1 pseudogene is annotated in these 1,791 nt (G+C 68.3%); it reads right to left on the bottom strand.

Annotation, left to right across the window (positions count from 1 at the left end):
* Positions 1-44 precede the first annotated feature (44 nt).
* A pseudogene (locus tag ABD374_RS00815) lies at positions 45-1,732 on the bottom strand (IS1182 family transposase).
* Positions 1,733-1,791: the final 59 nt, after the last annotated feature.

Raw genomic sequence — 1,791 nt, 5'->3', positions numbered from 1 at the left:
GACACTGTTGGGAAACAGGCCGTGGTCATTGCGTCCCGTCGCCGTCAGGCGACGGGACGCAATGCTTCGAAGCGAGAGGTGCGGGTCCCGGCTCGGGGAGTGCCGGTGTTCCAGGCGTCGAGTCGGGTGAGGTTCATCGCGGCGGCGGTGAAGAGGTGCTGCAGGTGGGTCTTCTCGCGTCCGCGGTAGCGGGATCGGCGCAGGCCGAAGGCCCGGACGCCTTGCGAGACAGTGCCCTCGATGCCGTTGCGGGCCTGGTGCCGTTCCTTCCAGACATCGGTGTCTGCGGCAGCCCGGAGTTCGCGGATCGCTTCATGCTCTTCCCGGGGTCGGAGTGTGATCATCCTGCCGTGTGGGGAGCTGGTGCATTGCTCACGTGCAGGGCAGGCCGAGCAGTGCCGGGCGGCGAACTTGGCCCGGACGACCGGTGTGCCCCGGTGGCTGGTCGTGTCCCGCCAGACTGTACTGGTTTGCCCGTGAGGGCAGGTAACGGTCCGGTTTTCCCAGTCGACGCTGAAGGCGTCCTGGTGATATTGGCCCTGCGCCTGGGCAGTGGTGTCGGCCTGAATCGGGCCTAGCAGCTCGATTCCCAGTTCACGACGGGCGGTGACGAGGTTGTGCCCGTCGATGTAGTTGGCGTCCACCAGGTGAAGTGCGGGAAGCCGTCCGCGCTCGGCCAGCGCGGCATGGATGACGCTTGTCATCTTCACGTCGCCGACCGAGGCGTCTGTGGTGGCCACGTGGGTGATCAGGTTCGGCAGGTCGGGCTCGCAGGTCTCGGTGAGATGGACGACGTATCCAGTCCATCCCGCACCGCGCTTGGCCCCCGACCGGGCCTCAGGGTCGTAGGGGGTTGCAGAGCGCAGTCTGCCTGGCGGGAGGAGAAGGANTCGTAGGGGGTTGCAGAGCGCAGTCTGCCTGGCGGGAGGTCCTTCTCCTCCCGCCAGCGCACCGCCCCCTCCACCACGTGGAAGTTGTGCACCCAGACCTGCCGCACCAGCTCGACCGCCCCAAGATGGCGCAGGCCCTGCGGCGCCTGCGGGCTGAACACCGCTTCCAGCAGCCGCATCCCGTCCGCCCCGATCCGCTCGGCCCTCTCCCGACGCTTGTCCTTGCCCTTGGGCAGCCTGGCGTCTTCAACGCGGTGCCCATAGCGGTCGAACCACTTAGGGTCGGCCTGCGCCGACAGCCACTCGGGCGCGACCGTCGCCAGTGCGTTGAGTGCGGCGCGTAACGTCTCCCCGAGATTCTCCAGTCGGTTGACTGCCCGGATTGCCCCCAGCACCCGCGTGGAGTCCGTCCGTGCCCGTCCCGCCGGCTTCAGCACTCCCCGGCCACGGGCGGTCGTGAGTACCCGCTCGAAGACCTCCTCGGCCATGCCTCCCTCGACCAGCCGGGCCCGGAAGTCGCTCAGCACCGAGTAGTCGAACCCGGTATCAGTCAGCTCGACCCCCATCGCGTACTTCCAGTCGATGCGTGTGCGGACCGCTTCCGCGGTCTGCCGGTCGGACAGCCCTTCGGTGAACTGCAACACCGTTACCAGCATCAACACCCCCGGCGGCACCGCCGGACGGCCCGCCGCCGGGAACAACCGCCCGACCTCCTCAGCGGAGAAGACCTCCGCGAACTCATCCCGCAGCCGCATCGCCAACGTGCCCTTCGGACACACCGTCCACGCCACCCGAGCCGTCTCCGCCGGAACCTCTCCCAGCCCCCACTGCCGCAGCGACACCGAACACCCTCCCCAAACACAACGTCGGCCTTCACCGCCACAACCAGGCGGTGAAGGCC

Source organism: Streptomyces enissocaesilis, from assembly GCF_039533765.1.
Taxonomy (GTDB): domain Bacteria; phylum Actinomycetota; class Actinomycetes; order Streptomycetales; family Streptomycetaceae; genus Streptomyces; species Streptomyces enissocaesilis.
The sequence above is the reverse complement of the archived record's forward strand: the minus strand, read 5'-3'. Positions and strand labels throughout refer to the sequence as shown.